The sequence below is a fragment of the Ramlibacter sp. MMS24-I3-19 genome (assembly GCF_050320135.1).
Lineage (GTDB): Bacteria > Pseudomonadota > Gammaproteobacteria > Burkholderiales > Burkholderiaceae_C > Ramlibacter.
Genome location: NZ_CP190017.1, coordinates 3,073,957 through 3,098,650, shown reverse-complemented (window position 1 = coordinate 3,098,650; position 24,694 = coordinate 3,073,957). Strand labels below are relative to the sequence as shown.

General features: G+C 67.5%; 17 protein-coding genes and 1 pseudogene. 6 read left to right on the top strand and 12 right to left on the bottom strand.

What is annotated here, in order from left to right:
* The first annotated feature begins 67 nt into the window (after positions 1-67).
* A complete protein-coding gene (locus tag ACPWT1_RS15430) occupies positions 68-826 on the top strand; it encodes a PP2C family protein-serine/threonine phosphatase (RefSeq protein WP_427912035.1) in 759 nt (252 codons plus the stop codon).
* A gap of 40 nt (positions 827-866) precedes the next feature.
* On the opposite strand, the gene ACPWT1_RS15425 is transcribed toward ACPWT1_RS15430, so the two are convergent.
* The 8 genes from ACPWT1_RS15425 to ACPWT1_RS15390 form a co-directional block, all read right to left on the bottom strand.
* Positions 867-1,499: a hypothetical protein gene (locus tag ACPWT1_RS15425; protein ID WP_427912034.1), complete on the bottom strand. Its 633-nt coding sequence runs from the start codon at positions 1,497-1,499 to the stop codon at positions 867-869.
* Positions 1,496-2,593: a cell division protein ZapE gene (zapE, locus tag ACPWT1_RS15420; RefSeq protein ID WP_427912033.1), complete on the bottom strand. Its 1,098-nt coding sequence runs from the start codon at positions 2,591-2,593 to the stop codon at positions 1,496-1,498. Before zapE ends, ACPWT1_RS15425 begins: the two co-directional genes overlap by 4 nt.
* A gap of 113 nt (positions 2,594-2,706) precedes the next feature.
* Positions 2,707-4,140, bottom strand: a complete 1,434-nt coding sequence (lpdA, locus tag ACPWT1_RS15415; RefSeq protein WP_427912032.1) for a dihydrolipoyl dehydrogenase — start codon at positions 4,138-4,140, stop codon at positions 2,707-2,709.
* Positions 4,141-4,186: 46 nt separating this feature from the next.
* Positions 4,187-5,452 (bottom strand): 2-oxoglutarate dehydrogenase complex dihydrolipoyllysine-residue succinyltransferase, encoded by a 1,266-nt coding sequence (gene odhB, locus ACPWT1_RS15410; protein WP_427912031.1) that lies wholly within the window; start codon positions 5,450-5,452, stop codon positions 4,187-4,189.
* 76 nt (positions 5,453-5,528) lie between these two features.
* Positions 5,529-8,402 carry a 2-oxoglutarate dehydrogenase E1 component gene (locus ACPWT1_RS15405; protein ID WP_427912030.1) on the bottom strand — a complete coding sequence of 958 codons (2,874 nt, stop codon included), beginning with the start codon at positions 8,400-8,402 and terminating at the stop codon, positions 5,529-5,531.
* Between the two features lie 270 nt (positions 8,403-8,672).
* The gene (locus ACPWT1_RS15400) at positions 8,673-10,565 is read right to left on the bottom strand and encodes a propionate--CoA ligase (RefSeq protein ID WP_427912029.1); all 1,893 of its coding nucleotides are present in this window, start codon (positions 10,563-10,565) and stop codon (positions 8,673-8,675) included.
* A gap of 73 nt (positions 10,566-10,638) precedes the next feature.
* Complete coding sequence (locus ACPWT1_RS15395) at positions 10,639-11,241, bottom strand: isochorismatase family protein (protein ID WP_427915570.1); 603 nt, start codon at positions 11,239-11,241, stop codon at positions 10,639-10,641.
* 40 nt (positions 11,242-11,281) lie between these two features.
* Positions 11,282-11,965 carry a GGDEF domain-containing protein gene (locus ACPWT1_RS15390; RefSeq protein ID WP_427912028.1) on the bottom strand — a complete coding sequence of 228 codons (684 nt, stop codon included), beginning with the start codon at positions 11,963-11,965 and terminating at the stop codon, positions 11,282-11,284.
* Between the two features lie 178 nt (positions 11,966-12,143).
* Between ACPWT1_RS15390 and ACPWT1_RS15385 the strand changes: the two genes are divergently transcribed.
* Both ACPWT1_RS15385 and ACPWT1_RS15380 read left to right on the top strand, forming a co-directional pair.
* On the top strand, positions 12,144-12,788 hold the full coding sequence (locus ACPWT1_RS15385; RefSeq protein WP_427912027.1) for a response regulator: 645 nt from the start codon (positions 12,144-12,146) through the stop codon (positions 12,786-12,788).
* A 143-nt stretch (positions 12,789-12,931) separates the two neighbouring features.
* Positions 12,932-13,522 carry a C40 family peptidase gene (locus ACPWT1_RS15380; protein ID WP_427912026.1) on the top strand — a complete coding sequence of 197 codons (591 nt, stop codon included), beginning with the start codon at positions 12,932-12,934 and terminating at the stop codon, positions 13,520-13,522.
* Positions 13,523-13,554: 32 nt separating this feature from the next.
* On the opposite strand, the pseudogene lpdA (ACPWT1_RS15375) reads toward ACPWT1_RS15380, so the two are convergent.
* The 4 genes and pseudogenes from lpdA (ACPWT1_RS15375) to aceE all read right to left on the bottom strand — a co-directional run bounded on the left by lpdA (ACPWT1_RS15375) (position 13,555) and on the right by aceE (position 20,368).
* A pseudogene (gene lpdA, locus ACPWT1_RS15375) lies at positions 13,555-15,338 on the bottom strand (dihydrolipoyl dehydrogenase).
* A complete protein-coding gene (locus tag ACPWT1_RS15370; RefSeq protein WP_427912025.1) occupies positions 15,335-15,925 on the bottom strand; it encodes an MFS transporter in 591 nt (196 codons plus the stop codon). Before ACPWT1_RS15370 ends, lpdA (ACPWT1_RS15375) begins: the two are co-directional and overlap by 4 nt.
* A 23-nt stretch (positions 15,926-15,948) precedes the next feature.
* Positions 15,949-17,607, bottom strand: coding sequence for a dihydrolipoyllysine-residue acetyltransferase (gene aceF / locus ACPWT1_RS15365; protein ID WP_427912024.1), 1,659 nt, complete (start codon positions 17,605-17,607; stop codon positions 15,949-15,951).
* A 43-nt stretch (positions 17,608-17,650) separates the two neighbouring features.
* Complete coding sequence (aceE, locus tag ACPWT1_RS15360; RefSeq protein ID WP_427912023.1) at positions 17,651-20,368, bottom strand: pyruvate dehydrogenase (acetyl-transferring), homodimeric type; 2,718 nt, start codon at positions 20,366-20,368, stop codon at positions 17,651-17,653.
* A gap of 151 nt (positions 20,369-20,519) precedes the next feature.
* Between aceE and ACPWT1_RS15355 the strand changes: the two genes are divergently transcribed.
* From ACPWT1_RS15355 to folD, 3 genes are read left to right on the top strand one after another with little or no spacing between them, the layout of a single operon-like run.
* Complete coding sequence (locus tag ACPWT1_RS15355; protein WP_427912022.1) at positions 20,520-23,057, top strand: PAS domain-containing sensor histidine kinase; 2,538 nt, start codon at positions 20,520-20,522, stop codon at positions 23,055-23,057.
* The gene (locus ACPWT1_RS15350) at positions 23,054-23,683 is read left to right on the top strand and encodes a response regulator transcription factor (RefSeq protein ID WP_427912021.1); all 630 of its coding nucleotides are present in this window, start codon (positions 23,054-23,056) and stop codon (positions 23,681-23,683) included. Before ACPWT1_RS15355 ends, ACPWT1_RS15350 begins: the two co-directional genes overlap by 4 nt.
* 40 nt (positions 23,684-23,723) lie before the next feature.
* Positions 23,724-24,572 carry a bifunctional methylenetetrahydrofolate dehydrogenase/methenyltetrahydrofolate cyclohydrolase FolD gene (gene folD, locus ACPWT1_RS15345; RefSeq protein ID WP_427912020.1) on the top strand — a complete coding sequence of 283 codons (849 nt, stop codon included), beginning with the start codon at positions 23,724-23,726 and terminating at the stop codon, positions 24,570-24,572.
* Positions 24,573-24,694: the final 122 nt, after the last annotated feature.

Below are 24,694 nucleotides of genomic sequence, written 5' to 3'. Positions count from 1 at the left end.
AAGAGCTGGTCGTGCCCAACGATAATAAGTGCTCCCGGGGCGGCCACCGCTCCACGCAGGAAACTTCATGGGCAAAGGCTACCGTCTCACCGCCGCCACCGGCATCCACAAGGGTGACCGTGAGTACCAGCAGGACCAGGTGGCCCTGATCGGCCATCCGCGCATCAACGGTTGCGTGCTGGGCGTGGTGGCGGATGGCATGGGTGGCCGCAGCGGCGGCCGCAAGGCGTCGGACCAGGTGATGCTGACGGCCAGGCAGCTGTTCGAGCGCTACTCGCCCGACCACGATGACGCCTCGCACCTGCTCAAGCAGGTGGTCGAGGAAGCGCACCTGGTCATCAAGCTCACCGCCATCTCGTCCGAGCAGGAGCCGCACAGCACGATCGCGGCGTTCCTCATCAACCCTGCGGGCGACTGCCACTGGGTGCATGCCGGCGATTCGCGCATCTACCACTTCCACGGCGGCAGCCTCGTCAAGCGCACGCTCGACCATTCGTACGTGCAGACGCTGGTCGACAAGGGCGAGCTCACGGAGGAAGAGGCCAACGTCCACCCGCAGTCCAACATCCTCATGGGGTGCCTGGGTGCGGAAGACGATCCGCCGGCCGACCTGTACTTCATCCAGCAGCTCAAGCCGGGCGACGTGCTGCTGGCTTGCAGCGACGGCGTCTGGCACTACTTCAGCCCGAACGAGCTGGGCTCGGTGCTGTCGTCGCTGTCGCCGCGGGAAGCCAGCGAGTTCCTGATCGAGAAAGCGCGTTCGCGCGCACGGGGTGGCGGCGACAACCTCTCGCTGGCCATCGTCAAGCTCGAACCGCTGGCCTAGCCGGCGGCCATCCTGCGGCCAGCAGGCTGCACAGCACCGCTCAGGGCGGCACCGGCAGCGGCTGGGCCGGCTTCTTGTGCTCGGCCTGGTGCTGCTCGACGCTGGCCTTGTGCTCCTGGGCCTGGCGCTGGCGCTCTTCGAACTTGTGGCGGTTCTCGTTGGCGTCAGGCCCGGCCGACGCATTGGGCGTGCGCGGCGCCGTGGCCTTCGGCGCAGGCGCGGACCGGGGCCGCTTCGCCTTCCCGGTGCCCTCCCTGGCCGCGGCGGCCTGCGCCTTCTCCGCCTTCTCCTGGGCACGCTGCTCGCGCGAAGCACGCTCGGCCTGTCCCTTGGCGGCCGCGTCGGACTGCCGGCGCGCCTCGTCGGCCTGCTTCTGCTGCAGCTCGCGCATGCGGTCGGCAGAGCGCGCCTTGCGTTCGAGATCGTTCAGGGCGACTTCCTGGCGACGCAGGTCCGACAATTGCTGGCTGCGCCACGCCTGCGCGTCCTCGATGCACCCACTGACCGCGAACTTGCGGTAACAGGTCTTCTGCTCGGCCTGGAACGTCGCCTCGACGCGGCTGCGCTCGGCAGCGATGCGTGCGCGTTCGGTCGCGATCTCCTGCGCCTGGTCGGCCAGTGCGGGAAGGCAGCAGGCCAGCGCGAGCAGCAGGACAGCGGTGCGATGGGTCATGTCAGGCGAGTGTCGACGGTGCGGCGCCCCTGGCCCAGGAACTGCGCCGATTGCATCTCGCGCAGGCGGGAGACGGTGCGCGGGAACTCGTGCGCCAGGGGACCTTCGGTGTACAACGCCTCGGGTTCGACCGCGGCCGACAGGATCAGTTTCACGCGCCGGTCGTACAGCACGTCCACCAGCCAGGTGAACCGCCGCGCTTCCGACGCCATGTTCACCGGCATGGCCGGCACGCCCGACAGCAGCACGGTGTGGAACTGCGTCGCGATCTCCAGGTAGTCGTTCTGCGAGCGGGGCCCGCCGCAGAGCGTGCGGAAGTCGAACCAGACAACACCGCCGGCCTTGCGCCTCGCACGGATCTCGCGGTGCTCGATGGTCAGCACCGGGTCCTCGTCGCGCGACTCTGCCAGCTCGCTGAACGCCCGGTCCATCTCGGCGTCGGCTTGCGGCCCGAGCGGCGTGTGGTACATCTTCACGTGCTGCAGCGTGCGCTCGCGGTAGTCGACGCCGTTGTCGACATCGACCACGTCGAGATTGGCCTTCAGCAATTCGATCGCGGGCAGCAGGCGGTCGCGATGCAGGCCGTTGGGATAGAGGTCGTCGGGCGCGAAGTTGGACGTCGTGACGAACCCCACGCCATTGTCGAACAGCGCCTGCAGCAGGCGGTGCAGGATCATCGCGTCCGTGATGTCGGCGACGTGGAATTCGTCGAAGCAGATCAGCTTGAAGCGATCGGCGATGCGTTCGCCCAGCGCGTCAAGCGGATTGACGGTGCCCTGCAGGTCGGCCAGTTCGCGGTGCACTTCGCGCATGAACTCGTGGAAGTGCAGCCGGGTCTTGCGCCTCAGCGGCACGACCTGGAAGAAGCAGTCCATCAGGAAGCTCTTGCCGCGCCCCACCCCGCCCACCATGTAGACACCGCGCGGGATGTCGGGATGGTTGATCAGCTTCTTGAGCGAGTTGGAGCGCTTCTCCTTGTAGTGCGCCCACTCCTGCGCGCAGCGGTCCAGCGCTTCCACCGCGCGCAGCTGCGCCGGGTCGCTCTGGTACCCGCGCGCCTTCAGTTCGGCTTCGTAGATCTCGCGAACGCTCATCGGACAGCCGCACGCAAAAGACGCGAAAGGAGCGCAAAAGACGCGAAACCCATCGAGGCCTTCGTTCGCGTGTTTTGCGCCACCTTCGCGTCTTTCGCGTTCCGTCTTTTCTCTTAGAAGTTCAGCGTCCGCTTGTCGACTGCCAGCGCCGCTTCCTTGGTGGCTTCGGAGAGCGACGGGTGCGCGTGGCAGATGCGGGCGATGTCCTCGGCGGAGGCCTTGAACTCCATCGCCACCACGGCCTCCGAGATCAGTTCGCTGGCCATCGGCCCGACGATGTGCACGCCCAGGATCTCGTCGGTCTTCGCGTCGGCGAGGAACTTCACCATGCCCGTGGTGTCGCCGAGCGCACGTGCGCGGCCGTTGGCCATGAACGGGAACGTGCCGGCCTTGTAGGCGACGCCTGCGGCCTTGAGCTGCTGCTCGGTCTGGCCGACCCACGCGATCTCGGGGCTGGTGTAGATCACCCAGGGGATGGTGTTGAAGTTGACGTGGCCATGCTGGCCCGCGATGCGCTCGGCCACCGCCACACCCTCTTCTTCCGCCTTGTGCGCCAGCATCGGGCCGCGCACGACATCGCCGATCGCCCACACGTTGGGCACGTTGGTGCGGCACAGGTCGTCGACGATGATCGCGCCGCGCTCGTCCAGCTGCAGGCCGATGGCCTCGGGCTTCAGCCCGATGGTGTTGGGCACGCGGCCGATGGAGACGATCAGCTTGTCGACCGCCAGGGTCTGCGCCTCGCCCTTGGCATTGGTGTAGGCCACCGTCACGCCTTGCGTGCCGTTGTTCTTCACCTCGCCGACCTTGACGCCCAGCTCGATCTTCAAACCCTGCTTGGTGAACGCCTTCTGCGCTTCCTTGGCGATCTGCTCGTCGACCGCGCCCAGGAACGTGGGCAGGCCCTCGAGGATGGTCACCTCGGCGCCGAGCCGACGCCACACGGAGCCCATCTCCAGGCCGATGACGCCGGAGCCGATCAGGCCCAGCTTCTTCGGCACCTGCGGCACGCGCAGCGCGCCGTCGTTCGACAGGATGTTCACCTCGTCGAACGGAGCGCCGGGCAGCGCACGCGCATTGGAGCCCGTGGCCACGATGACGTGCTTCGCAGCGATCGTCTCGTTGGCGGCGCCCGTCACCTGGATCTCGTGTCCCTCGGCGCCGCTCTTCACGAACGAGCCACGGCCATGGAAGAACGTGACCTTGTTCTTCTTGAACAGGAACAGGATGCCGTCGTTGTTCTGCTTCACGACGGCGTCCTTGCGCCCGAGCATCTTCGCCACGTCCAGGGCCAGGCCGCTGACCTGGATGCCGTGGTCGGCGAAGTGCTTGCCGGCGTGCTCGAAGTTCTCGGACGACTGCAGCAGCGCCTTGGACGGGATGCAGCCGACGTTGGTGCAGGTGCCACCCGGGGCGGGCTTGCCGTCCTTGGTCTTCCACTCGTCGATGCAGGCGGTGTTGAAGCCCAGTTGCGCCGCGCGGATGGCGGCGATGTAGCCGCCGGGGCCGCCGCCGATGACGACGACGTCGAATTGTTTGTTGCTCACAGACGATAACGAGGCCCCTTGCGGGGCCTCGTCCTTGTTCTTGCTATCAGAGATCAAAGAGAAGTCGTGCCGGGTCTTCCAGCGCTTCCTTCATCGCGACCAGGCCCAGCACGGCTTCGCGGCCGTCGATGATGCGGTGGTCGTAGCTCATGGCCAAGTAGTTCATCGGGCGAACCACGATCTGCCCGTTCTCGACGACGGCGCGGTCCTTGGTGGCGTGCACGCCCAGGATGGCCGACTGCGGCGGGTTGATGATGGGTGTCGAGAGCATCGAGCCGAACACGCCGCCGTTGGAGATGGAGAAGGTGCCGCCGGTCATGTCCTCGATGCCCAGCTTGCCGTCGCGCGCCTTGGCGCCGAATTCGGCGATCTTCTTCTCGATGTCGGCGAACGACATCTGGTCGGCGTTGCGCAGGATCGGCACCACCAGGCCCCGCGGCGAGCCCACCGCGATGCCGACGTCGAAGTAGCCGTGGTAGACGATGTCGTTGCCGTCCACGCTGGCGTTGATCACCGGGTACTTCTTCAGCGCGTGCACCGCGGCCTTGACGAAGAACGACATGAAGCCGAGCTTCACGCCGTGTTCCTTCTCGAACTTCTCCTGGAACTTCTTGCGCATCTCCATCACCGGGGCCATGTTGACCTCGTTGAACGTGGTGAGGATGGCGTTGGTGGCCTGCGACTGCAGCAGGCGCTCGGCGACGCGCGCGCGCAGGCGGCTCATGGGCACGCGCTGCTCGGGGCGGTCGCCCAGGTTGGGCACGCTGGGCGCGGCCACTTGCTGCAGCGCCGGCGCCGGCGGACGCGCGGCTTGCACCGGAGCGGCGACGGCAGTCTTGGCTCCGCCACCCGCAACGGTCGACAGCACGTCACCCTTGGTGATGCGTCCATCGCGGCCAGTGCCTGCCACCGATCCCGCGGCGAGGTTGTTGTCGGCCATCAGCTTGGCCGCGGCCGGCATGGCCACGTCCGACTTCGAACCACCGCTCGCTGCGGCAGCGGAGGTCGCAGGCGCGGCGGCCACGGGCGCGGCTGCGGCTGCAGGCGCCGAAGCCGGCGCGCCGGCGCGGCCTTCGCTGTCGATCTTCGCGATGACCTGTTCGGCCGTGACGGTACCGCCATCGGCGACCACGATCTCGGACAGCACGCCGGCGCTGGGCGCGGGCACTTCGAGCACGACCTTGTCGGTCTCGATCTCGATCAGGATCTCGTCCTGCGCCACGGCTTCGCCGGGCTTCTTCTTCCACGCCAGCAGGGTCGCTTCGGCCACCGACTCGGACAGCTGCGGGACCTTCACGTCAACGATTGCCATTTTTCTGGTTCCTCAGAGATTCTTGTGTGCAAGGACAAGGGTCCGGCGCCGCGCGCCGGACCCTTGGTAGCCCCTCTTATTTGGTGAGAACGAAGCCCTTGAGCTTGCCGAACGCGCCGTCGACAAGCGCCTTCTGCTGCTCCTGGTGCAGGTGCGAGTAGCCCACTGCCGGCGATGCCGAAGCGGCGCGGCCCGAGTAGCCGAGCTTTTGGCCGTCGGCCATGTTCTCGTGGATGTAGTGCTGCACGAAGAACCAGGCGCCCTGGTTCTGCGGCTCGTCCTGGCACCACACGACCTCCGTCGCGTTCGGGTACTTCTTCAGCTCGGTGGCGAACGCCTTGTGCGGGAACGGATAGAGCTGCTCGACGCGCAGGATCGCGGTGTCGTCGGCGCCCTTCTCCTCGCGCTTCTTGGCCAGGTCGTAGTAGACCTTGCCAGAGCAGACGATCACGCGCTTGACCTTGTCGGCCTTCAGGTCGGCCTTCGTCTCGGGGATCACGGTCTGGAAGCCGCCGCGGGTGAACTCGGACAGCGGCGAGGTGGCGTCCTTGTTCCGCAGCAGCGACTTGGGCGTCATGATGACCAGCGGCTTGCGCAGCGAGCGCACCATCTGCCGGCGCAGCACGTGGAAGATCTGGCTGGCAGTGGTCGGCTGCACCACCTGGATGTTCGTGTCGGCGGACAGCTGCATGAAGCGCTCCAGGCGGGCCGAGCTGTGCTCGGGGCCCTGGCCTTCATAGCCGTGCGGCAGCATCAGCGTGATGCCGTTGACGCGGCCCCACTTCACCTCGCCCGAGGCGATGAACTGGTCGATCACCACCTGCGCACCGTTGGCGAAGTCGCCGAACTGCGCTTCCCAGATCACCAGCGTGTTCGGGTCGTTGGACGCATAGCCGTACTCGAAGCCCAGCACGGCCTCTTCCGACAGGATGGAGTCGATGCAGACGAAGGGCGCCTGGTTCTCGGCCACGTTCTGCAGCGGGATGAAGGTGCCGGTGTCCCAGCGCTCGCGGTTCTGGTCGTGCAGCACCGCATGGCGGTGCGTGAACGTGCCCCGGCCCACGTCCTCGCCGGACAGGCGCACGGGGTAGCCGCTGGCCACCAGCGAGGCGAACGCCATGTGCTCGCCCATGCCCCAGTCGACGTTGACCTCGCCACGGCCCATCGCCGCGCGATCCTCGAGCACCTTCTTGACCAGCGGGTGCACGGTGAAGTTGTCCGGCACCGTGGTGATGCGCTCGGCCAGACGCTTCCACTCGGCCATCGGGATGGCGGTGTCGGCGGCGTCGGTCCACTTCTTGCCCAGGTACGGGCTCCAGTCGACCGCGTACTTGCTCTTGAAGTTGGTCAGCACCGGGTCGACCGTGTGCTTGCCCGCGTCCATGGCAGCGCGGTAGGCCTTGACCATGTCGTCGCCCAGCGACTCACCCAGGCCCTGGGCCGCCAGCTTGTCGGCGTACAGCTTGCGCGTGCCGGGGTGGGCCGCGATCTTCTTGTACATGAGCGGCTGGGTGAGCGACGGTGTGTCCTGCTCGTTGTGGCCCAGCTTGCGGAAGCAGACGATGTCGACGACGACGTCCTTGGCGAACTCCATCCGGTACTCGAGGGCGAGCTGGGTGACCAGCGCCACGGCTTCCGGATCGTCGCCGTTCACGTGCAGCACCGGCGCCTCGATCATCTTCACGATGTCGGTGCAGTACAGCGTCGAGCGCGTGTCGCGCGGATCGCTGGTGGTGAAGCCGATCTGGTTGTTGATGACGATGTGGACCGTGCCGCCCGTGAAGTAGCCGCGGGTCTCGGCCAGCGCCAGCGTCTCCTGCACGACGCCCTGGCCGGCGATGGCGGCGTCGCCATGCACCAGCACCGGCAGCACCTGCTTGCCACGGGGATCGGCGCGGCGGTCCATGCGGGCGCGCACCGAGCCTTCGACCACCGGGTTCACGATCTCCAGGTGCGACGGATTGAACGCCAGCGACAGGTGCACCGGACCGCCGGGGGTGGTGACGTCGGAGCTGAAGCCCTGGTGGTACTTCACGTCGCCGGACGGCAGGTCTTCCTTGGCCGTGTGGTCGAACTCGGCGAACAGGTCGGCGGGCATCTTGCCCAGCGAGTTCACCAGCACGTTGAGACGGCCGCGGTGGGCCATGCCGATCACGATCTCCTGCACGCCCTTGCTGCCGGCCTGCTGGATCAGTTCGTCCATCGAGGCGATGAAGCTCTCGCCGCCTTCCAGCGAGAAGCGCTTCTGGCCCACGTACTTGGTGTGCAGGAAACGCTCCAGGCCCTCGGCAGCCGTCAGCCGGTCGAGGATGTGCTTCTTCTTCTCGGCGCTGAAGTTCGGCTTCGCGCGGATCGACTCCAGCTTCTGCTGCCACCAGCGCTTGCGGCCCTGGTCGCTGATGTACATGAACTCGGCGCCGATGGTGCCGCAGTAGGTCTCGCGCAGCGCGTTGGTCAGCTCGCGCAGCGACATCGACTCCTTGCCGAAGAAGGTGTTGCTGGTGTTGAACACCGCTTCCTGGTCAGCGGCGGTGAAGCCGTAGAACGAAGCCTCGAGCTCGGGGATGTTCTCGCGCTCGGTGCGCTTGAGCGGATCGAGGTCGGCCCAGCGGCAGCCCACGTTCCGGTAGGCGGCGATCAGCTGCTGGACGGCGGTGCGCTTGCGCGAGAAGTCGGAATCGGCGGAGGCGGCGCCCACCACGCGGGTGCCGCCCTGCTTGGCGCGCTCGGCGAACGCGTTGATGACGGGCATGTGCGGCACGTCCTTGGCGTTGCTGCCGTCGGCGGCGGGCACGTGCTGCAGGGCGTCGAAGTATTCGCGCCAGGTGTCGGGGACGCTGCCGGGGTTGGCCAGGTAGTTCTCGTACATCTCCTCCACGTACGGCGCGTTGCCGCCGAACAGGTAGGAATTGCCACGATAGGCCGTGTAGACCGAGCTCTGATCGCTCATCGCGCTGACTTTCTGTTCCCCTGCAGGGAACTTCAGTTGGTTGAGGAAACCTTCCGCGACACGGCTGGACCGATTGGCGGATGCGACTGTGTGGGTCGGAAGGACCTGAGTTGCGTCGCGCATTGTGCCACTTCGTGGCACTCGCGTCTCCGCAACACGGTCCGTGACCGCTCTCACGAACCCCCTCTCCCCAGCCCTCTCCCCCGAGGGGGAGAGGGAGTGGAGCGTGGCTCTACGACCGAGGGGGCCGGGAGTGGAGCGCTGTGCGGTTCAGGCAGCTAGCTGGTCCTTGATCTGCTGCAGGGCAGCAGGGTCTTCGATGGTCGTCAGGTCGCCGGGATCCCGGCCTTCGCAGACGGCCTGGATCGCACGGCGCAGCAGCTTGCCGCTGCGGGTCTTGGGCAGCAGCGTCACGAAGCGCACGCGTGCGGGACGCGCGACCGCGCCGAGCTGCTGGTCGACGCGCTTCATGATGTCGCCTTCCAGCTTCAGCGCCGCGGCGGGCTCGGCGACCGATGCGGCATCGCGCGCGACGACGAAGGCCATCGCGACCTGGCCCTTCACCGGATCGGCCACGCCGACCACGGCCACCTCAGCGACGCCGGGATGGCTGGAGATGCTCTCCTCGATCTCGCGCGTGCCGAGGCGGTGGCCCGCGACGTTGATCACGTCGTCGGTGCGGCCGAGGATGTAGTAGTAGCCGTCCGCATCGCGGATGCCCCAGTCGAAGGTGTTGTAGACCTGCAGGCCGGGGATGCTGTCCCAGTAGGTACGCACGAAGCGCGCGTCATCCCGCCATATGGTCTGCATGAATCCGGGTGGCGTGGGCCCCTCGATCACCACCACGCCCTTCTGGTTCGGCGCGTCGAGCGTCTCGCCGGTGGACTCGTGGACGATCTTCACCTTGAAGCCGTACATGGGCAGGCCCGGGCTGCCGTACTTGCTCGCTTGCTTCTGCACGCCGTTCGCGATGGTGAGGATCGGCCAGCCGCTCTCCGTCTGCCAGTAGTTGTCGATCACGGGCACCCCAAGACCGTCGGCGATCCAGCGGGCCGTGGGTTCATCCAGCGGTTCGCCCGCGAGGAACAGGCCGCGCAAGGTGGAGAGGTCGTGCTTCTTCAGGTGCGCGGGATCGTGCTTCTTCAGCACGCGCACGGCGGTCGGCGAGGTGAACATCACGTTCACGCCGTACTTCTCCACGAGACTCCACCAGACTGAAGCGTCGGGCCGGATCGGCAGCCCCTCGTAGAGGATCGTGGCCATGCCGGCGATCAGCGGTCCGTACACGATGTAGCTGTGGCCCACCACCCAGCCGATGTCGCTGGCGCAGAAATAGGTCTGGCCGGGCCCGCCCTCGAAGATGTGCTTCATGCTGGCCGCCAGCGCCACGGCGTAGCCGCCGACGTCGCGCTGCACGCCCTTGGGCTTGCCCGTCGTCCCGCTCGTGTAGAGCGTGTAGCTCACCTCGGTGGCATCGAGCCACTCGCAAGGCACGGACGTCTGCAGGTGCTTCTCGCGCAAGGGCACCCAGTCGTGGTCACGGCCGGCGACGCGCTCCATGGGCGCCAGCCCGCGATCGGCGAGCAGCACGGCGGAAGGCTTGTGCGATGAGAGCCGGATCGCCTCGTCGAGCAGCGGCTTGTACGGCATCACCTTGCCGGCACGCGAGCCCGCGTCGGCGCTGACGATCACCGTGGGTTGCGCATCCTCGATGCGGCTGGCCAGCGAGACCGAGGCGAAGCCACCGAACACCACGGAGTGGATGGCCCCGATGCGCGCGCAGGCCAGCATCGTGAACACCGCCTCGGCGACCATGGGCATGTACACCAGCACGCGGTCGCCCTTGCGCACGCCCAGCGCCAGCAGCATCGCCGCGGTGCGCTGCACCTCCGCATGCAGCTCGCGAAAGGTGTAGGTCCGCTCGCTGCCGGTCTCGGTCGACACCGCAATCAGCGCTGCGTGCTCACCGCGCGACTGCAGGTGCCGATCCACCGCGTTGTGGCAGAGATTGGTGGTGCCGCCCGTGAACCAGCGCGTGAACGGCGGGCGGCTCTGGTCGCAGATGCTGGCCGGCGGCTGCCGCCAGTCGATCAGGCGGGCCTGCTCGGCCCAGAAGGCATCGGGCTCGTCGATCGAGCGACGGTGGAACTCGGCGTAATCCATGCTGTCTCCTCGTGGCCGCGGCCATTGTGGCTGCAGGGCTTGCCGCACGCTGACGGCCGGGAGACTGCGCGTGTTACTTGATCAGCCCCTGCACGTCCTTGAACTTGGGGTGCTCGGCCGTGCGCAGCCATTCGAACAGCACCATCTCGGTCGTGACCAGTTCGCAGCCCGCGCCAGCGAGCCTGTCGAAGGCTGCGTCGCGATCGCGCTCGGTGCGCGAGCCGCAGGCATCCGTGACCACCCAGACCTCGAACTCCTCGTCCAGCAGTTCGAGGGCCGTCTGCAGCAGGCACACATGCGCCTCGCATCCGGCGAGCACGATGCTCGAGGGTCCCTCCGGTTCCGGCTCCGCCGGCTTGCGCAGGTGCTTGGGCAGGCTCCGCGCGTTGCCGCCGGCCGCGCGCTGCGGCGGCCGCAGGCGGGGGATCAGCTGCTCGCCGGCACCGAACGACATCTTCCCCACGGTCTTGCCGACCAGGGGCGCCAGTGAAGCATCGGTAGGTCCGAGTCCAGCGGGGTTCTGCTCGACGGCCCAGCACGGAACGCCCAGAAGCTGGGCCGCGCGCGCGAGTTGCACGGCGCGCGCGAGGATGGCACTGCCCTCGTGGATCGCCGGCAGCATGCGCTGCTGGTAGTCCATCAGCACCAGGTGGCTCTCGTCGGCATCCAGCAGCATCGTCACGGTCTCCTCGTTGCTGCCGATTATCGGCGGGCCCTCAGGGCAGGCTGGCGGGCAACGAAGAAGACTGCGAGTCCGGTGGCACGCTGGCGGTGCCGCGCGACCTGCTGCCGCTGCGCGACCTGCGCCGTCGGCGCTCGTCGCTGGCGCGCTCGCGCGCGACGATCTCGCTCAGCTGCATGTACTGCCGTTCGAGGTCGCCCGGCGCAGTCTTGCAGGGAGCCACCGCGTGGTACGGCACCAGCACCAGCTCTTCCCGGCCGAGTTCGAGCTCGAGCCTGCACGGATGGCCCAGGGCGCGGCGCAATGCGTCGCGCGCGCGCTGGCAGTCCGCGCCGGGCAGCAGGACGGCGAACTGCGCCGGCCCGGTGCGGGCGGCAAGGCCTCGCCGCCCTGCGATCCGGGTCAACGTGGCGGCCACCGTGCGGCGGGCGATCGCGCCAGCCCGGGGACCGTACAGCCACCGCATCTCGAGCAGATCGGAAAAGTCGAACACCACCAGCGTGGCATCGGCCGTGCCGTGGCGCGCCAGGAGATGCTCGCCCAGGGTGAGCAGGCCGGCGCGGTTGTACAGGCCGGTCTGGGCGTCGCGCAGCCCACGACGCGCCCGGAGGCCCAGCCGTTGCAGCCAGGTGTGCAGGCGTGTCGGGGAACGAGATGGCGCGGCGCCGGTGGGCTGCTCGTCCATGTCGAACTGGGTCGGAGCGAATGAAGGATCCATGGGTGGCTGCAATCCCTGGAGGAGCATGGATGGCATGACACCACAGGCGAACGCGGCCGTGGTCAGCCGGTTCCGCGCCCGGCTTAAGTCAGAGGCCTAAGGTCGCCCCCTGCCCTGCAACCATTGGCAGCACGGGCCACTACACTTCGGCTCGGCCGACCGGCCCGATCCCACCCACATGACCCACCCCGCCCCCACCCCGATCCGCCTGGTCCTGGCGGACGACCATGACCTGGTGCGTTCGGGGATCCGGGCGCTGCTGGGCATGGTGCCGGGTGTCCAGGTCGAGGGGGAGGCCCGCAACGGCACGGAACTGGTGGCCCTGGTGGACGCCATCGTGCCCGACATCGCGATGACCGACATCTCGATGCCAGGCATGGATGGCATCGCTGCGATCGCCGACATCCATGCGCGCCACCCGCAGGTTCGCCTGCTGGTGCTCTCGATGCACGACACCGTGGGCATCGTGCGCCGCGCGATCGCCGCGGGAGCGTGCGGCTACGTGATGAAGGACGCCGCGCCCGCGGAACTGGAACGTTCGATCGCCAGCGTGATGGCGACCGGCAGCTACTTCAGCCCGGTGGTCGCGCAGCGGCTGCTGGAGCCGGAGGCCCAGGCTGCGGAGGACGGGCTCACGCAGCGGCAGGTGGAGATCCTCAAGCTGGTCGCGCACGGGATGGCGTCCAAGGAGATCGCCACCGAACTGGGGCTGTCGCCGAAGACCGTCGACGTGCACCGCGCCCGCATCATGGAGCGGCTGCGGCTGAACGACGTGGCCAGCCTCACGCGCTACGCGGTTCGCAAGGGCCTCATCCAGCCCTGAGCTGGCGGCCACGCGTTCTTCGCTGCGGTCCGGGCCGCAGAAGCGCTGGCCCTATCGGACCATGCAGAATTTCCTGACGGATCAAAGAGTTACATTGCATACCTCCCTTGACTTGTGCGCTTGGGCTCCTTACCCTGCCGACCATGTTGCTGTTGAGGTTGCTTTCCACCGTCGCGCTCGCGGCCGCCATGTCGGCGCAGGCCGCGCCGTCGCAGGCGCCCACCAGCCAGGAAGATGACCTTCAACGCTTCGTTGCAGACAACGGCCTGATGGACCGCATCGGCCAGGTGCGCTCGCGCATCGGCACGACGACCTCCGAACTGGTCGTCACCGCGATGGGGTTCCTCGGCGTGCCCTACCGTCGCGGCGGCAACAGCGCGGAGACCGGGGGCTTCGACTGCAGCGGCTTCGTGAAGGCGATCTACGAGCAGACGGTGGGCCTCGTGCTGCCGCGGCGTGCCGAGCAGCAGGCTGCGGCAACGCAGTCGGTCGACAAGCGCGACCTGCAACCGGGCGACCTGGTGTTCTTCAACACGATGCGGCGCGCGTTCAGCCACGTGGGCATCTACGTGGGCGACGGCAAGTTCATCCACTCGCCCAAGCCGGGCGCCGAGGTGCGGGTGGAGAACATGGGCGCCAACTACTGGCAGCGCCGCTTCGACGGCGCGCGCCGGGTGCTGGTGAGCCAGCAACAAGCCCCGCTGGCCGGCGGCGAGGCCGGCGCCCAACCGTGAACGGCGGCCGGATCACCGGCCGCTTCTGATCCCTACTTGCGCTGCGGCGGCACGTCGGTGCACGTGCCGTGCGCGATCTCGGCGGCCATGCCGATGCTCTCGCCGAGCGTCGGGTGCGGGTGGATCGTCTTGCCGATGTCCACTTCGTCCGCGCCCATCTCGATGGCCAGCGCCACTTCGCCGATCATGTCGCCCGCATGCGTGCCGACGATGCCGCCGCCCAGGATCCGGTGGGTCTGCGCGTCGAACAGCAGCTTGGTGAAGCCCTCGTCGCGCGCGTTCGCGATGGCGCGGCCCGACGCGGTCCAGGGGAAGTGCCCCTTCTTGATGGCGATGCCCTGCGCCTTGGCCTGATCCTCGGTGATGCCCACCCAAGCCACTTCGGGGTCGGTGTAGGCCACGCTGGGAATCACGCGGGCATCGAAGCTCACCTTCTCTCCCGCGGCGGCTTCGGCCGCCACGTGCGCTTCGTGCACCGCCTTGTGGGCGAGCATCGGCTGGCCCACGATGTCGCCGATGGCGAAGATGTGGGGCACGTTGGTGCGCATCTGCACGTCGACTGGGATGAAGCCGCGATCGCTGACGGTGACACCGGCCTTTTCCGCCCCAATCTTCTTGCCGTTCGGGCTGCGGCCGACGGCCTGCAGCACCAGGTCGTAGAGCTGTGGTTCCTTGGGCGCCTGCTCGCCCTCGAAGCGCACCAGGATGCCGTCCTTCGTCGCCTCGGCGCCGACGGTCTTCGTCTTCAACATGACGTTGTCGAACCGCGGCGCATTCATCTTCTGCCACACGCGCACCAGGTCACGGTCGGCGCCCTGCATCAGGCCATCGAGCATCTCGACGACGTCGAGCCGCGCGCCGAGCGTGGAATACACCGTGCCCATCTCCAGGCCGATGATGCCGCCGCCCAGGATCAGCATGCGCTTGGGCACCCCCGCCAGGCCGAGCGCGCCGGTGGAATCGACCACGCGCGGGTCCTGCGGCATGAACGGCAGGCGCACGGCTTGCGAGCCGGCGGCGATGATCGCGTTCTTGAAGCGGATCGTCTGCTTCTTGCCGGTCTTCTCCTGGCCGTCGCCCGTGGTCTCCTCGACCGCCACATGGTGCGGGTCGACGAAGCTGCCGTAGCCGCGCACGACCGTCACCTTGCGCATCTTGGCCATCGCCGACAGGCCGCCGGTGAGCTTGCCCACGACCTTGGACTTGTGCGCGCGCAGCTTGTCGAGGTCGAGCGTCGGCTTGCCGAAGCTCACGCCGAGTGCATCGAAGTGGCTCACCTCGTCCATCACGGCGGCAACGTGCAGCAGCGCCTTGGACGGGATGCAACCGACGTTGAGGCAGACGCCCCCGAGCGTGGCGTAGCGCTCCACCAGCACCACCTTCATGCCCAGGTCGGCGGCGCGGAACGCGGCCGAATAGCCGCCGGGACGGCACCGAGCACGAGCATGTCGCACTCGAGGTCGGCGCCGCCGGCATACGTGGAGGCGACCGGCGCCGCGGCCGGGGCTGAGGCTTGCGGTGCCGGTGCTGCGGCCTTCGCCGCAGGTGCGGGTGCAGGGGCCGCAGCCTGGCCTGCGCCTTGCGCTTCCAGCACCAGGATGGTCGATCCCTGCGACACCTTGTCGCCCAGCTTGACCTTGAGCTCCTTCACGGTGCCTGCGTGGCTGGACGGAATCTCCATCGACGCCTTGTCGCTCTCCACCGTGATGAGCGACTGCTCCGGCTTCACCGTGTCACCCGGCTTGACCAGGATCTCGATGATGGCGACTTCCTTGAAGTCCCCGATGTCGGGGACCTGCACTTCGACCGTGCTCATTTGGCTTCCTTGCTGCGCAACGTGAACACGTCGAAAGGCAGTGCCGAATTGCGATCGAACTCGCAACCCGCCGTGATGCCCGCCTCGGCGACTTCCTTGGCCGTCTTGGCCTTGCCATAGCTGGCGTGCATGGCACCCAGCGCGAAGCTGCGGCCGGAGCCGATGCCCCAGAACTCCTTGAACTCGAACACCTCGCGATAACTGTAGAGGCCATAGATGCCACTGGCGTTGGCAATGACCACGCTGAACTGGCTGGACTCGTACGGGTCGCTGTCCTCCTCCTTGGTCTGCAGGAAGAAGTTGTCCTTCAGGTAGGGATGGAGCTTGGTGAACGTGTCGAACACCTCGTCCTTGCTGCCCAGCTGGAGGATCTCGCGCGGCATCGATCCCATGGCCTTGCGCAGCACCGGGAAGTGGGCCACGGTGCCGGCCATGCCGACATAGCTGGGACCCGCGTCGGTGTCGACGCGGAAGATCTTCGCGTTGTCCTCGTAGCGCTTGGAGAGCATGGTGTCGCCGAAGGTCACCAGGGTGTCGGCGGCGATGGCGATCTGTCCGGCCTTCTTCACTACTACGACGGTTGTCATCTCGTCAGGGTCTCTTGTTCTTTCTAGAGGAGCACGCGGCGGAAGTCCGCCAGCACGGCACCCAGGTACGCATTGAAGCGGGCCGCCGAGGCACCGTCGATCACGCGATGGTCCCAGGACAGCGACAGCGGCAGCACCAGCCGGGGCTGGAACTGCTTGCCGTCCCAGACCGGTTCGGTCTGGCTGCGGCAGACGCCGAGGATAGCGACTTCGGGCGCGTTGATGATCGGGGTGAAGTAACGGCCGCCGATGCCTCCCAGCGAGGAGATCGTGAACGTGGCACCCGTCATGTCGGCCGGACCCAGCTTGCCGTCGCGTGCCTTCTTCGCCAGGTCCGACATCTCCTGGCTGATCTGCAGGATGCCCTTCTTGTCGGCGTCCTTGATCACCGGGACGACCAGGCCGTTGGGCGTGTCGGCCGCGAAGCCGATGTGCCAGTAGTTCTTCACCACCAGCTGCTCGCCGTCGAGCGAGCTGTTGAAGTCCGGGAACTTCTTGAGCGCCGCGACGCAGGCCTTGATGAGGAACGCGAGCATGGTCACCTTGATGCCGCTCTTCTCGTTCTCCTTGTTCAGCTGGACGCGAAACGCCTCCAGCTCGGTGATGTCGGCATCGTCGTGGTTGGTGACGTGCGGGATCATCACCCAGTTGCGGTGCAGGTTCGCGCCGCTGATCTTCTTGATGCGCGGCAGGTCCTTGCGCTCGGTCGGCCCGAACTTGGCGAAGTCCACCTTGGGCCACGGAAGCAGGCCCAGCGCCTCGCCACCGGCGCCCGCGGGCATCTTGCCCGCAGCCGCCTTCGTCGTCGCCTGGCCCTGCATGACGGCCTTGGTGAACGCCTGCACGTCCTCGTGCAGGATGCGGCCCTTCGGCCCGCTGCCCTTCACCTCCTCCAGCGGCACGCCCAGTTCGCGCGCGAACTTGCGCACGGACGGCGATGCGTGCGGCAGCTTGCCCGTGGGCGCTCCCGGCTCGTGAGGCGGCAGGGCCGCCGTGGGCAGGCTGCGCTCGGGGGCGGGCGACTGCGCGCTGGGTGCGGGCGCAGAAGGCGTGGGGGCAGGAGCGCTCGCCTTCGCCGCCGCCGGCGCTGCGGCAGCCGCGCTCGTGGCGCCTTCGAGAACCGCGACGAGATCGCCGATGTTGACCTTGTCACCGAGCTTGACCTTCAGCTCCTTCACCGTGCCCGCGGCAGACGACGGAATCTCCATCGAGGCCTTGTCGCTCTCGACGGTGATCAGCGACTGCTCCTGCTTCACCGTGTCGCCGGGCTTGACCAGCAACTCGATCACGGCGACGTCCTTGAAATCGCCGATGTCGGGGACGCGGACTTCGATGCGGACCGCAGCGGCCGGGGCTGACGCGGGTGCAGCTTGCGCCGGGGCAGCCGCGGGCGCAGACGCCACGGGCGCCGGTGCGGCGGCGGCCTTCGCCGGTGCCGCGGCTCCTTCGGCCTCGACGAGAAGCACCACGCTTCCCTCCGACACCTTGTCGCCCAGCTTGACCTTCAGTTCCTTGACGACACCGCCCGTGGAGGCCGGAATCTCCATCGAGGCCTTGTCGCTCTCCACCGTCAGCAGCGACTGCTCGGGCTTGATGGTGTCGCCGGGCTTGACCAGCAATTCGATGACGGCGACATCCTTGAAGTCCCCGATGTCGGGGACCCGCACTTCGACCGTTGCCATGGGTGTTCTCCTGGTTGTTCTTCTTGCGCGGCGCCGGCCGGCTTCAGGCGTACAGCGGATTGATCTTGTCGGTCTTGATCCCGTACTTGCCGATCGCCTCGGCCACCTTCGCCGCGGGCAACTTGCCGTCGTCGGCCAGTGCCTTGAGCGCGGCCACCACGATGTAGTGGCGATTGACCTCGAAGTGCTCGCGCAGCCTGCTGCGGAAATCGCTGCGGCCGAAGCCGTCGGTGCCCAGCACGCGGTAGGTGCGATCCTTGGGAATGAAGGGGCGGATCTGCTCGGTGTAGGCCTTGATGTAGTCGGTGGACGCGACCACCGGACCCGCGTGCGGCTCGAGCTGCTGGGTGACGAAGGGCACGCGCGGCTTCTCGGTCGGGTGCAGCAGGTTCCAGCGCTCGCAGTCCTGGCCCTCGCGCGCCAGCTCGTTGAAGCTGGGGCAGCTCCACACGTTCGCCGACACGCCCCAGTCCTTCTCCAGCAGTTCCTGCGCGGCGATGGACTCGCGCAGGATGGTGCCCGAGCCGAGCAGGTTCACCGACGCCTTCGCGCCCTTGCCGCCCTTGGCGCCCTGCTTGAACAGGTACATGCCCTTGATGATCTGCTCCTCGGTGCCGGGCACGAGGCCGGGCATCGGGTAGTTCTCGTTCAGGAGCGTGAGGTAGTAGAAGACGTTGTCCTGCCGCTCGACCATCCGCACCAGGCCGTGGTGCATGATCACCGCGACCTCGTGCGCGAACGTCGGGTCGTAGCTGACGCAGTTCGGGATCGTCTGCGCCAGCACCAGGCTGTGGCCGTCCTCGTGCTGCAGGCCCTCGCCATTCAGCGTCGTGCGTCCCGACGTGCCGCCCAGCAGGAAGCCGCGTGCCTGCATGTCGCCCGCCGCCCAGGCCAGGTCGCCCACGCGCTGCAGGCCGAACATCGAGTAGTAGATGTAGAACGGCACCATGATGCGGTTGTTCGTCGAGTACGACGTCGCAGCCGCGATCCAGCTGGCCATGCCGCCGGCCTCGTTGATGCCCTCCTGCAGGATCTGGCCGTGCTGGTCCTCCTTGTAGTAGGAGACCTGGTCGCGGTCCTGCGGCGTGTACTTCTGGCCTTCGGGGCTGTAGATGCCGATGGTGCGGAACAGGCCCTCCATGCCGAAGGTGCGCGCCTCGTCCACCAGGATGGGCACCGCACGCGGGCCCAGTTCCTTGTCGCGCAGCAGCGTCGTGAGGAAGCGCACGTAGGCCTGCGTGGTGCTGATCTCGCGGCCCTCCGCCGTGGCTTCCAGAACGGCCTTGAACGATTCCAGCGGCGGAACCTTCAGGGTTTCGTCGGCCTTCGCGCGCCGCTTGGGCAGGTAGCCGCCGAGCGCCTTGCGCCGCTCGTGCAGGTACTGCATCTCCGGCGTGTTTTCCTCGGGCTTGTAGAACGGGATCTCGGCCAGCTTGTCGTCCGGGATCGGGATGTTGAAGCGGTCGCGGAAGATCTTGATGTCGTCGTCCGTGAGCTTCTTGGCCTGGTGCGCGATGTTGCGGCCCTCGCCTGCCTTGCCCATGCCGAAGCCCTTGACGGTCTTGATCAGCAGCACCGTCGGCTGGCCCTTGTGGTTCACCGCCTTGTGGTACGCCGCGTAGACCTTCTGCGGGTCGTGGCCGCCGCGATTGAGGCGCCAGATGTCCTCGTCGCTCATCTTGGCAACCATCTCCAGGCCCTTGGGATGCTGGCCGAAGAAGTTCTTGCGCACGAAGGCCCCGTCGTTCGCCTTCATCGCCTGGTAGTCGCCGTCCAGGGTCTGCATCATGATCTGGCGCAGGATGCCTTCCTTGTCGCGGGCCAGCAGCGGATCCCAGTAGCTGCCCCACACCAGCTTGATCACGTTCCAGCCGGCGCCCCGGAACTCGCCCTCGAGCTCCTGGATGATCTTGCCGTTGCCACGCACCGGGCCATCCAGGCGCTGCAGGTTGCAGTTGACGACGAAGATCAGGTTGTCCAGCTTTTCGCGCGCGGCCACGCCGATGGCGCCGAGCGACTCCACCTCGTCCATCTCGCCGTCGCCGCAGAACACCCACACCTTGCGGTTCTCGGTGTTCGCGATGCCGCGGGCATGCAGGTACTTCAGGAACCGCGCCTGGTAGATCGCCATCAGCGGGCCCAGGCCCATGGAGACGGTCGGGAACTGCCAGAACTCGGGCATCAGCTTCGGGTGCGGGTAGCTGGAGAGCCCCTTGCCGTCCACCTCCTGGCGGAAATTGAGCAGCTGCTCCTCGGTGATGCGCCCCTCGAGGAAGGCCCGTGCGTAGATGCCGGGCGAGCTGTGCCCCTGGATGTAGAGGCAGTCGCCGCCGTGGTTCTCGCTCTCGGCGTGCCAGAAGTGGTTGAAGCCGGCACCGAACATCGTGGCCAGCGACGCGAACGAGCTGATGTGGCCGCCCAGGTCGCCGCCATCTTCAGGGTGCAGGCGGTTGGCCTTCACCACCATGGCCATGGCGTTCCAGCGCATGTAGGCGCGCAGGCGCTCCTCCATCTCCAGGTTCCCGGGGCAGCGCTCCTCGTCCTCGGGCTCGATCGTGTTGACGTATCCCGTGGTGGCCGAGAACGGCAGGTCAATGCCCTGCTGGCGCCCCTGCTCGAGCAGCTGCTCCAGAAGGAAGTGGCCGCGCTGGGTGCCTTCGGCCGCGATGAGGGCCGACAAGGCGTCGATCCACTCACGGGTTTCCTGCGCGTCCGCGTCATTGGCGGCGGATGCGAACAGGTTCTCGGGCTGGGCTGACATGGCTTTGTCTCCTGGGGGAAGGAATGTAGTACGCGCTGCGCAACGGAGGCGCGGAGTGTCGCACAGAAGCACCCCTGTTTCAAATGGTGCCGAGCCGTTTCACCATGTGAATTTTCATGGAAGACTTGGCTCCCCTACACTCGGCAGAGCGATGCAAGAGACCCGCCCCATGGAGTTCCACGAGCCGGCCGCGCCGGTGCCTTGGCTGCGTCGCTGGTGGCGCCGCCAGACGCCGGGGCGCCAGGACCGGTACGCCATGCTCGCACCGTTGGCGGCCGTGCTGCTCTTCCTCGCCGCCATCGTCTCCGCCTTCTGGTACCTGCGTCTCGAAGAGATCGATCGCGAGCAGGAGGCGGTGCGGCGCGACGTCGAATACGCGCAGCAACGGCTGCGGCTGCGCCTGCTGGAGCGCCAGGAACAGCTGATGCGCATCGCGCGCGACGTCTCGAACAAGGACGTCGACCCGGAGGAGTTCGTCGGGCGCGCCGAGGCCCTGGTGAACCAGTATCCCGAGATGCAGGCGCTGACCTGGATCGACGAGCGCCGCCGCATCAAGGCCACGTATGCCGGCCCCAGCCTGCCGGTGCAGCAGCAACGCCTGGCCGGCGACGTGCTGCGTTTCGGGGAGACCGAATCGACCTTCGGGCTCGTGCGCGACCTGCAGCAGCCGGTGTATTCGCAACCGGTCGGTGGATCCGAACCGGTGCCCCTGCTGCAGCTGCACGTGCCCCTCGCGGACCAGTCCCGCTTCGCCGGTGTCGTGCTCGCCGAGTATTCGATCGACAGCCTGCTGCGGTATGGCGTCCCCTCGGAAGTCACGGCGCGCTACGCCGTGTCGCTGCTCGATGGGAAGGGGCGGCTGCTGGCCGGACAGTCGCTGCCCGCGCGCGGGTCCGACAGCCGCCTGCTGTCGTGGACCACGCCCCAGGCCAACGAGTACGAAGTGCCGGTCTCGCCGGTGGGCAACGGCCTGCTGCTGCGGGCCCAGGCCTATCGCACCTCGCTGGGCGTCGTGGGCAGCGGGCTCTTCTGGCTGGTCGGAACCCTGAGCGCGATGACGGCCTGGATGCTGATCGGCAACTGGCGGCACACGCGCCGCCGGATGCAGGCCCAGAAGGCGCTGCTGGCGGAAACAAACTTCCGCCGCGCGATGGAGAACTCCATGCTCACCGGCATGCGGGCGCTGGACCTGCACGGCCGCATCACCTACGTGAACCCGGCCTTCTGCCAGATGACGGGGTGGAACGACACCGAACTAGTGGGCCGCACCGCGCCCTTCCCCTACTGGCCCGAAGCCGACTTCGAGCAGTTGATGGCCCGCCTCGACGATGAGCTCAACAACCGCACCGGCCCGGGCGGCTTCCAGGTGCGCGTCAAGCGCAAGGACGGCAGCCTGTTCGATGCGCGGATGTACGTGTCGCCCCTGGTCGATCCCAAGGGGCACCAGAGCGGCTGGATGACGTCGATGACGGACATCACGGAGCCAAACCGCATCCGCGAACAGCTGCAGGCCTCGCACGAGCGGTTCACGACGGTGCTGGAGGCGCTCGACGCCTCGGTGTCCGTCGCGCCGCTTGGCAGCGAGGAACTGCTGTTCGCCAACAAGCTGTACCGCCAGTGGTTCGGCCAACACACGGGCGGCCACCTGCAGATGGTGGCGCAGGCCGGCGTGCCCGACCACCCGCGCTCGCCCGACGAGGCGATGGACGACGTCGACTCCTTCGTGGGCCTCCCCACGGGGCAACTGACCACCGCGCCGGGAGAGAACGCCGAGATCTTCGTGCCGGAGCTGGCCAAGTGGCTCGAGGTGCGCTCGCGCTACCTGAACTGGGTGGACGGCCGCCTGGCGCAGATGGTGATCGCCACCGACATCACGCCGCGCCGCCACGCCGAGGAACAGGCGGCGGCACAGGCCGAACGCGCCCAGTCGGCCAGCCGCCTCGTGACCATGGGCGAGATGGCGTCCAGCGTCGCGCACGAGTTGAACCAGCCGCTGACGGCCATCAACAACTACTGCAATGGCCTGGTCTCGCGCATCCGCGGCGGCCAGATCCAGCAGGACGACCTGCTGCTGGCCCTGGACAAGACCGCCCGCCAGGCCCAGCGCGCCGGCCAGATCATCCAGCGCATTCGCAGCTTCGTGCGCCGCAGCGAGCCCAACCGCACGCCGTCCGACGTCGGGACGATGGTGGCCGAGGCCGTGGAACTGGCGGAGATCGAACTGCGCCGGCGCAACGTGCGGCTCTCGCATTACGTCGCGGCGCGGCTGCCCACGCTGGTGGTCGACCCGATCCTGATCGAGCAGGTGCTGGTGAACCTGCTGAAGAACGCCGCCGAATCCATCGACCAGGCGCTGCGGCCACCGGCCCAGCGCAGCGTGGAGTTGCGGGCCGTGCCGCACCAGATCGGCGAGCAGCCGGTGGTGGAGTTCTCGGTCGTGGACAGCGGCAAGGGGCTGGCCCCGGAAGTGATGGAGCGCCTGTACGAGGCCTTCTTCTCGACCAAGGTGGAAGGCATGGGCATCGGCCTGAACCTGTGCCGAAGCATCGTCGAATCGCACCAGGGCAGGATGCAGGCGGAGAACATCTACAATGGCACCGAGGTCGCCGGCTGCCGTTTCTCCTTCTGGATTCCTGTCTCCGGCGCTACGAATTCCGCAGCAAACAAGGACGCCGGAGTACCTGCATGAGCCTGATCCCGAAAAAGGGCACCGTCTACGTGGTCGATGACGACGAAGCGGTCCGCGACTCGCTGCAGTGGCTCCTCGAGGGCAAGGACTACCGGGTCCGCTGCTTCGAATCGGCCGAATCCTTCCTTGCCCGCTACGACCCGCGCGAAGTCGCCTGCCTGATCGTCGACATCCGCATGGCCGGCATGACGGGCCTCGAACTGCAGGACCGGCTGATCGAGCGCAAGTCGCCGCTGCCCGTCGTCTTCATCACCGGCCACGGCGACGTGCCCATGGCCGTCAACACGATGAAGAAGGGCGCGATGGATTTCATCCAGAAGCCGTTCAAGGAAGAGGAACTGGTGGACCTGGTGGAGCGCATGCTCGACCACGCCCGCGGCGCCTTTGCCGAATACCAGAGCGCCGCCAGCCGAGACGCCCTGCTCTCCAAGCTCACCAGCCGGGAGGCGCAGGTGCTCGAGCGCATCGTCGCCGGCCGCCTGAACAAGCAGATCGCCGACGACCTGGGCATCAGCATCAAGACGGTGGAGGCGCACCGCGCCAACATCATGGAAAAGCTGAACGCCAACACCGTGGCCGACCTGCTGAAGATCGCGCTCGGCCAGAACCATCCCGCCAAGGCCTGAGCGCCTTCGGCTGCCATCGCGCCGAACGGGCGCCTCTCCCATGACCGCACAACTGATCGACGGCAACGCCCTCGCGAAGAAAATCCGCGCCGAGGTGGCCGGCCGCACGCAGGCGCTCAAGGCGCGCGGCATCGAGCCGTCCCTGTCCATCATCCTCGTCGGCGACGACCCGGCTAGCCAGGTCTATACGCGCCACAAGGTCAACGACAGCACCGAGACCGGCCTGAAGGCCACGCTCGAGACGTACCCCGCGGACCTTCCCGAGGAGAAGCTGCTCGCCCGCATCCGCGCGCTCAACGCCGATCCGGCCGTGCACGGCATCCTGGTGCAGTTGCCGCTGCCGAAGCACATGGACGCGAGCAAGGTGATCGAAGCGATCTCACCTGCGAAGGATGTCGACGGCTTCCACGTCGCCAGCGCGGGCGCACTGGTGACAGGCCAGCCCGGCTTCTGGCCGTGCACGCCCTACGGCTGCATGAAGATGCTGGAGAGCATCGGCTACGACCTGCGCGGCAAGCATGCCGTCGTCATCGGCCGCAGCAACATCGTCGGCAAGCCGATGGCGCTGATGCTGCTGCAGAAGAACGCCACCGTCACCATCTGCCACAGCGCCACCCGTGACCTGAAGGCGCTGACGCTGCAGGCCGACGTGGTCGTCGCCGCCGTCGGCAAGCGCAACGTGCTCACGGCGGACATGGTCAAGCCCGGCGCCGTCGTCATCGACGTCGGCATGAACCGCAACGAGGCAGGCAAGCTCTGCGGCGATGTCGAGTTCGAAGGCGTCCGCCAGGTCGCCGGCTGGATCACGCCCGTGCCCGGTGGCGTCGGACCGATGACGCGGGCCATGCTGCTGGTCAACACGCTCGAAGCGGCCGAACGCGGCGCCTGAGCCACGCGCCTTGTCGGCGCCGCATCCGTTGCGGATGCACACCTTCGAATTCATGACTGCCCAGGCAGGGCTGCGCCTGCGGGTATTCGCCAAGCCGCCAGTCGGTCGCGGCCCGATACATT